The organism is Sporosarcina beigongshangi (assembly GCF_033485195.1).
Lineage (GTDB): Bacteria > Bacillota > Bacilli > Bacillales_A > Planococcaceae > Sporosarcina > Sporosarcina beigongshangi.
Genome location: NZ_JAWLIR010000071.1, coordinates 1 through 6763 on the forward strand (window position 1 = coordinate 1; position 6763 = coordinate 6763).

Consider the following 6763-nt stretch of genomic DNA (forward strand, 5'->3'; position numbering starts at 1 on the left):
TCTAACTTTTGGGGTGCACATCAATGACTTCAAGGCTGTTTTTGGTTTTTATACTATTATTTAGTAGATCTCTTCTTCTAATTTCATATTCATTTCGTTATTATGATATTTTTGGAATGAGACAATAAGCATGTCCAGATGCTCCAATTGCTCCTCATAATTTAAAATGGATGATAGAACATGCAGAAGATGGTAAGTAGAAAACTCCTCTTCTTCCTTTGTAATCCCGATCTCCTTCGCGAATATCTCCATTACTTCATGGCGCTGTATATAGTCGTCGTTTTGGCTAGCGCTCTCCTTATCAACCTTCAACTTACCAACAAATTTTAAATGGAGTTGTTCATGATAAGTGAGTAAAGTGTCCAAGCGTTCCTGAACCATCATTCGGAAATGCTCTGGTAGTTTAATCAACTCATTTTCAAATTGATGCAATCTTTTCAAGACATCATAACTGCTTTTTGAAGTAGCGACCATTTGTCTATAAATCACTAGCTTTCTCGCCTTGGTACGTGAATTCTTTTTGAAGTAGCTCCGTTCTTCTTTAAATAGAAGGTAAAATTCTTCGACTTGTGTCAGACGCTCTGCTAACTTTTTAAGTGACTTCTTTGTCGCGATATGTTCAGAGGCTTGTCTACCAGCAAGTCGGGTCCAACGAATAATCTCATCTTGTGCTAAATGGATAGACTCGAACAGTTTCGTTTCATATTTCGGTGGCATAAATAGCAAATTGACAACGAAAGCCGCTAAAACTCCGATAAGAATGGTTAAAAATCGTAGTAATGCAAATGATAAAAACTCATCGCCTTTGATTTCCATAATGGCGATCATGACGACAAGCGCCAGTGAAATTGATTTTTCCAGTCCCAGTTTAATCATGATTAAGATGATGATAACTGCCGCAAGACCAATAACGACTAGCTGATGACCAAATAGAAGTACAAAAGTAACGGCAGTAACTGCGCCAATGAGATTTCCTTGAATCTGTTCGATAATTGTCAAATAAGATCTATAGATTGTCGGTTGAATGGCAAAGATAGCTGCAATCCCTGCAAATAAGGGATTTGGCAACTGTAACAGCTCTGCTAGGAACAATGCGAATACAATCGCAATGCCCGTTTTAAAAATGCGGGCACCAAGTTTCATAGGAATATTCCTTTCTGCTAAGGCCATTTTTCGCTACTGTACCTTAAAGTGGTAGCGTGGTCAACCGTTCAGTAGTGTTGCCAGTTCTTTAAAGGATTTATCGACTGCAACGAGTGTATCTTTAATGTCTTGTTCTGTATGGGCAGTTGTTAAAAACCATGCTTCATACTTCGATGGTGCAAGATTAATGCCATTTTTGAGCATCAGTTTAAAGAATTTTGCAAAGACCTCACCATCTGTTGCCTCAGCTTGCTCGTAGTTTTCTACTTTTACATCTGTGAAAAATAGTGTCAAAGCTCCGCCCAAACGATTTGTTGTTAGCGTAATGGCGTGCTCTTTTGCTGACGCTAATATACCGGTTTCAAGAATGGTACCAAGACGATCCATTTCTTCGTAAACGCCAGGTGTTTGAAGGACTTCCAAACAAGCGATACCCGCAAGCATGGAAGCAGGATTCCCAGCCATTGTTCCAGCCTGATAAGCAGGTCCTAGTGGAGCAACTTGTTCCATAATTTCTTTTTTACCACCATAAGCACCGATTGGCAATCCGCCACCGATAATTTTACCAAAAGCAGTTAAGTCGGGAGTAAGTCCAAGTAAATCTTGTGCACCACCATAATGGAAGCGGAATGCCGTAATTACTTCATCATATACAATCAAAGCACCTTTTTTGGCAGCGAGTTCATGCACAAGTGGTAGGAATCCTTCATTAGGTTCAACAATCCCGAAGTTTCCAACGATTGGCTCGACTAGGACACAAGCGATTTCATCTCCCCATTTTGCCATTGCTTCCTTATAAGCCTCTGGATTATTGAATGGAATTGTGATTACTTCTTCAGCAATCGATTTTGGAACGCCAGCGGAATCAGGCGTTCCAAGAGTCGCAGGACCAGAACCAGCAGCGACGAGTACAAGGTCAGAGTGGCCATGGTAGCAGCCTGCGAATTTCATGATTTTAGTTCTGCCGGTATATGCGCGTGAAACACGGATTGTTGTCATAACAGCTTCAGTTCCTGAGTTAACGAAACGAACTTTAGCCATACCTGGCATTGCTTCCTTCAACATTTTTGCGAATTTTACTTCATGGCGTGTAGGTGTGCCATATAGAATTCCTGTTTTAGCTGCATTCACAATGGCTTCAGTAATATGCGGATGTGCGTGCCCCGTAATAATCGGACCATATGCTGCCAAGTAATCAATGTATTGATTGCCGTCGACATCCCAGAAATAAGCGCCTTCTGCACGTTCCATTACTGTAGGTGCTCCGCCACCGACTGCTTTGTAGCCGCGTGATGGACTGTTCACTCCTCCTACGATATGCTCGCATGCTTCATTATAAATTTGTTCTGAATTTGATCTGTTCATAAATAATTCCTCCGTTCAATTGATCACCCTTCTATTGTAAACAAAATAGAGCGTATACGCCAAAGAAATTGAAACTATAGAGGATGTTCGATAGGATTAAGAAAAGAACATATAGGAGGAATAGACGATGACGACACTTGAAGGGTTGCATGCACCTGAATTTTCATTGCCAAATGAAAAGGGAGAGGTAGTTTCATTAAAAGAGTTTGCTGGTAAAAAATATGTAGTTCTTTATTTTTATCCGAAAGATGCTACGCCAGGCTGTACAACGCAGGCTTGTGATTTCCGTGATGCCTATGAGGATTTTAGTAAACTCAATGCAGTAGTGCTTGGGGTGAGTCCAGATAGTGAGGCTTCGCATGGCAAGTTTATTGGGAAACATGGGCTGCCTTTTTCTCTTCTTGTCGATGAAAATCATGAAGTTGCAGAACTATATGATGTCTGGAAGTTGAAGAAGAACTTTGGTAAGGAGTATATGGGCATTGAGCGTTCGACGTTTTTGATTGATCCGACAGGGACGGTTGTTAAGGAATGGCGTAAAGTGAAAGTTGCGGGACATATAGAAGAAGCGTTTGCGACGTTGGAGCAGTTAGTGAAATCTTGAGGTAGCTAGGGGGATGTATGATGGAAGTATTGTTCACGTTTGAGATTAAAGAACATCAGAAAGAACGCTTGTTGACGAAGTTTCCTGAAGTTTCTTTTCGTTATGGCAAAACTCCGGAAGTACAGTTAATTGAGAAAGCTAATGCAATTGTTACGTATGGCGAGGATATAGATGTGACCCTACTCAACCAGGCAAAATCCCTTGAATGGCTGATGGTCGCCTCTGCTGGTGTTGAAAAAATGCCGCTTGCTGAAATTTCGAAGAGGCAGCTAGTGATGTCAAACGTTCGTGGTATTCATAAAACGCCGATGGCTGAATCCGTGTTGGCACATATTCTAGCACTGAAGCGGTCGCTCCCTCTCATTTACCAACGGCAACAGGAGAGGGAATGGAGTCGGAAAGTCGGTTCAACTGAATTGAAAGGATCGACGGCGCTTATTCTGGGTCCTGGCGCAATCGGCTCGGAAATTGGTAGACTGCTTCAGGCATTTGGAGTTGAAACAATTGGTTGCAACCGTTCGGGAAGAGCATGTGAGTCGATGGATGAAATGATTACTTTTGATAGCTTAGTTTCTAGACTACCCGAAGTTGATTATATTATTTCAGTATTGCCAAGTACGCCGGAGACGAAAGGGCTTCTTACTAAAGAACATTTTGAAGCGATGAAAGAGACAGCTGTTTTCCTGAATTTTGGTCGTGGTGACTTAGTTGATGAAGCCCTTCTTATAGAAGTATTGAAAAATGAAGTCATTGGACATGCGGTGCTCGACGTATTTGAAACGGAACCGTTAGCTCAAGAAAATGAATTATGGTCCCTCTCGAATTGTACGGTTTCACCACATGTATCTAGTCTGTCAGGGAAGTATGTTGACAGAGCCCTTGTAGTTATAGAAGAAAATTTGGAAAAGTGGTTAAGTGGCGAGCGAGATCTTCGGAATTTGATTGACCTAGAGGATGGATATTGACTTTGTAAAAGAGGAGAAATAGACCTACCTAATCGCTTTAGTTGACATATGCACCCTAATTTAAGTAAACTAATTATAATAATTATAAAGAGATAATCTTTATGGATTGGGGTGCATGTATGATGTCTGAAGCGAGATTGAAGGATGCCTTAGACGCATTGAAAAAAAATGGTGTAAGAATTACTCCGCAACGACATGCGATATTAGAGTATCTTATCTCTTCTGAATTACATCCGACGGCTGATGAAATATATAAATCACTGGAAAGCGATTTTCCTAACATGAGTGTTGCAACAGTTTATAATAATCTTCGTGTATTTCGAAATGCGGGGCTCGTGAAAGAATTGACTTATGGGGATGCTTCGAGTCGATTTGATTTTGTGACAAATGATCATTACCATATTATTTGCAACGAGTGTGGAACGATTGTTGATTTCCACCATCCTGGACTTGAAGAAGTTGAACGTCTTGCCTCCCATGTTACAGGATTTGAAGTGAACTCGCATCGTCTTGAAGTATATGGGACATGTCCTGAATGTGCTACGCGTGTTGCGAGCGCCAATTAAAAAAACGTCTGATCTACTTCGTTAAGAAGTTAGATCAGACGTTTTTTATTTTGTGTCATCTGCCTGTTTAGCTGTTCGTTTTTGGGGACGGTTATAAGCTACATCAAATTCTTTGCCTTCTAATGAAGCATCAAGTGTCAAAGGCTCACGACAATGCCCGCACATATCAACACGTCCAAGCATTTTCGTATGCTTGCCACAACTTGGGCATTGAATTTGAATAGCTCGTGTTGATAACGTACCGATCCATGCGTAAACTATAGTACTCGCAATGATGGAGAGAAAGCCGAGTGTCATGAAAATGAGCATGACGATCTCGTTTGATCTGAAGAAAATTCCGATGTACATAATGACGACCCCAATGAATATTAAAGCAAGAGCAAACGAACGTATACGGTTTATCTTATTTTTATATGGTTTCATCTAGCGTTCCTCCTTGATAGATCCTTAATTACTATAGCATATATTTCGCTTTTTACGATATTTATCCGACTTTCAAATAAAGGAGATTTACGACTCCTTGTCGAAAGGAAATGACAGGGAGGTGTGGTAGTGGAACAAGTACTTAGGCCGATTTATCAGGAACGGGCAAGCTTTCCAGAGACGTTAGGCGTCATTTTGGTAGAAAAAAGAGGGAAAGGGGATCCGATTACGGATACATTCGATGCGATCCTCTTAATCATTACCGCTGACGAAGAGATCCCTATCTTTACGAAACATTATACGGATGGAAACGGGAAAGCTGCAATGCATATTATTAGTGAAAAACAATTACGCAAGTGGTTACTCCTTGGATCGAAACGAAAAGTGGTTGATTGGTTATTCTACGGTAAGGTCTTCTACGATCGCAATGAATTTGTGGAACAATTACGGACGGAGTTACAGGAGTATCCTTTTTACGGGCAAAAGATGAAGATGGGGTTAGAATTTTCAAAGCTTGTGCGAGGCTATATGGAAGGAAAGACTTTTTTCGAGCAAGGAAACTATATGGATGCCTATCATCATGTAGTCAAATCGCTTCATCATCTTGCCAGACTCGCCATTATTGAAAATGGTTTATTTCCGGAAGTGACGGTGTGGTCACAGGTGAAAAAGATTGATCCTGCGATTTATAAACTATATGAGGAATTAATAATGAGCGAAGAACCTTTAGAGAAACGATTAGAATTGCTATTTCTTGCAAGCGAGTTCTTTATTCATAATCGCACCGCGGATGGAGCACGTCATGTTATGGACGTGATGGCGACACAAGAGCTTTGGGCAATTCAAGAACTCCATGAGCATGAAGAAGTTAGGATGTACTCAATCGACTTAGAGGTATTTATAGAATTTCTTATTGATAAAGGATTTATCCAAGTGGTTCAAAGTGATTCAAAGAATGAACTGATTTTTCATAGGGATTATAGAGTGGAGTAACTGGAAGCGGGGGAGATTGTGTGCGATCGCTTTCCTTTTAGCTGCGGGAAATAATATGCTCAGGTTTTGAATTGAGCTACTTCAATTCAAAACCTGTAGTATCCGCAAAAGGGTTAAAATAATGAAGGCTAAAGTTATTTTCGTAATCTAGTTGACAATGAAGAGTTATAAATGCTAATATGATAAACGTCGCTTGGGGAATTAAGCAAAATAACTAAGTGGTATTGCATAACTTCTTTGAAGAAAAAGGAAACGAAATTAATCGTTGACTCTATCAATGAGAGATGCTAAGATGTAAAACGTTGCACTTCTGACTTAGTAGGAAACAACGGAAAAAGAAATTTAATTAGTTGTTGACACTGAGGATGCATCTTGATATGATATGAAAGTTGCTTGCGAAAATGCAGTGACAAATAATATCAACATGAACCTTGAAAACTGAACAGCAAAACGTCAATGAAATACAGCAAAGGTGCTTAACGCACCCAAGCAAAACACATGACATTATTAATTTAATGCCAGCAAAGAAACTCGAGCTATTCAAGTTTCTCTTATTATTACCGCTGGTGGACGAGACGTAGTGCAGTGCTAGGAGACGAGTGAGAGAAAGAGGGAGCGTACTTTTGGGTACGTGACCGATTGAACGAACGAAGTCGACAACGCAATGCGCTGCGTATCGTCCGCCAGGTATTATGGAGAGTTTG

The 6763-nt window shown here is 40.5% G+C and carries 7 protein-coding genes; 4 read left to right on the forward strand and 3 right to left on the reverse strand.

Annotated elements, in window-relative coordinates; all coding sequences use genetic code 11:
• Window positions 1-60: 60 nt before the first annotated feature.
• Window positions 61-1143 carry an FUSC family protein gene (locus tag R2B77_RS17635; protein ID WP_203249326.1) on the reverse strand — a complete coding sequence of 361 codons (1083 nt, stop codon included), beginning with the start codon at window positions 1141-1143 and terminating at the stop codon, window positions 61-63.
• Between the two features lie 60 nt (window positions 1144-1203).
• Window positions 1204-2508: a glutamate-1-semialdehyde 2,1-aminomutase gene (locus R2B77_RS17640; protein WP_203249325.1), complete on the reverse strand. Its 1305-nt coding sequence runs from the start codon at window positions 2506-2508 to the stop codon at window positions 1204-1206.
• Window positions 2509-2635: 127 nt separating this feature from the next.
• Here R2B77_RS17640 and bcp point away from each other — a divergent pair, with 127 nt between their 5' ends.
• The 3 genes from bcp (at window position 2636) to perR (ending at window position 4643) form a co-directional block, all read left to right on the forward strand.
• Window positions 2636-3112 (forward strand): thioredoxin-dependent thiol peroxidase, encoded by a 477-nt coding sequence (bcp, locus tag R2B77_RS17645; protein ID WP_203249324.1) that lies wholly within the window; start codon window positions 2636-2638, stop codon window positions 3110-3112.
• A 20-nt stretch (window positions 3113-3132) separates the two neighbouring features.
• On the forward strand, window positions 3133-4077 hold the full coding sequence (locus R2B77_RS17650; protein ID WP_203249323.1) for an NAD(P)-dependent oxidoreductase: 945 nt from the start codon (window positions 3133-3135) through the stop codon (window positions 4075-4077).
• 122 nt (window positions 4078-4199) lie between these two features.
• On the forward strand, window positions 4200-4643 hold the full coding sequence (gene perR / locus R2B77_RS17655; protein ID WP_203249322.1) for a transcriptional repressor: 444 nt from the start codon (window positions 4200-4202) through the stop codon (window positions 4641-4643).
• Window positions 4644-4688: 45 nt separating this feature from the next.
• Here the strand turns inward: perR and R2B77_RS17660 are convergent, their stop codons facing one another.
• Window positions 4689-5066, reverse strand: coding sequence for a DUF2614 family zinc ribbon-containing protein (locus tag R2B77_RS17660; protein WP_203249321.1), 378 nt, complete (start codon window positions 5064-5066; stop codon window positions 4689-4691).
• Window positions 5067-5195: 129 nt separating this feature from the next.
• On the opposite strand from R2B77_RS17660, the gene R2B77_RS17665 reads away from it, so the two are divergent.
• Window positions 5196-6059, forward strand: a complete 864-nt coding sequence (locus R2B77_RS17665; RefSeq protein ID WP_203249320.1) for a nucleotidyltransferase-like protein — start codon at window positions 5196-5198, stop codon at window positions 6057-6059.
• Window positions 6060-6763 lie beyond the last annotated feature (704 nt).

Bases quoted from the DNA above. Each gene is read 5' to 3' on its own strand.
- R2B77_RS17635 (WP_203249326.1), bottom strand. From the start codon at position 1,143: ATGAAACTTGGTGCCCGCATTTTTAAAACGGGCATTGCGATTGTATTC.
- R2B77_RS17650 (WP_203249323.1), top strand. From the start codon at position 3,133: ATGGAAGTATTGTTCACGTTTGAGATTAAAGAACATCAGAAAGAACGC.
- R2B77_RS17640 (WP_203249325.1), bottom strand. From the start codon at position 2,508: ATGAACAGATCAAATTCAGAACAAATTTATAATGAAGCATGCGAGCAT.
- bcp (WP_203249324.1), top strand. From the start codon at position 2,636: ATGACGACACTTGAAGGGTTGCATGCACCTGAATTTTCATTGCCAAAT.
- perR (WP_203249322.1), top strand. From the start codon at position 4,200: ATGTCTGAAGCGAGATTGAAGGATGCCTTAGACGCATTGAAAAAAAAT.
- R2B77_RS17660 (WP_203249321.1), bottom strand. From the start codon at position 5,066: ATGAAACCATATAAAAATAAGATAAACCGTATACGTTCGTTTGCTCTT.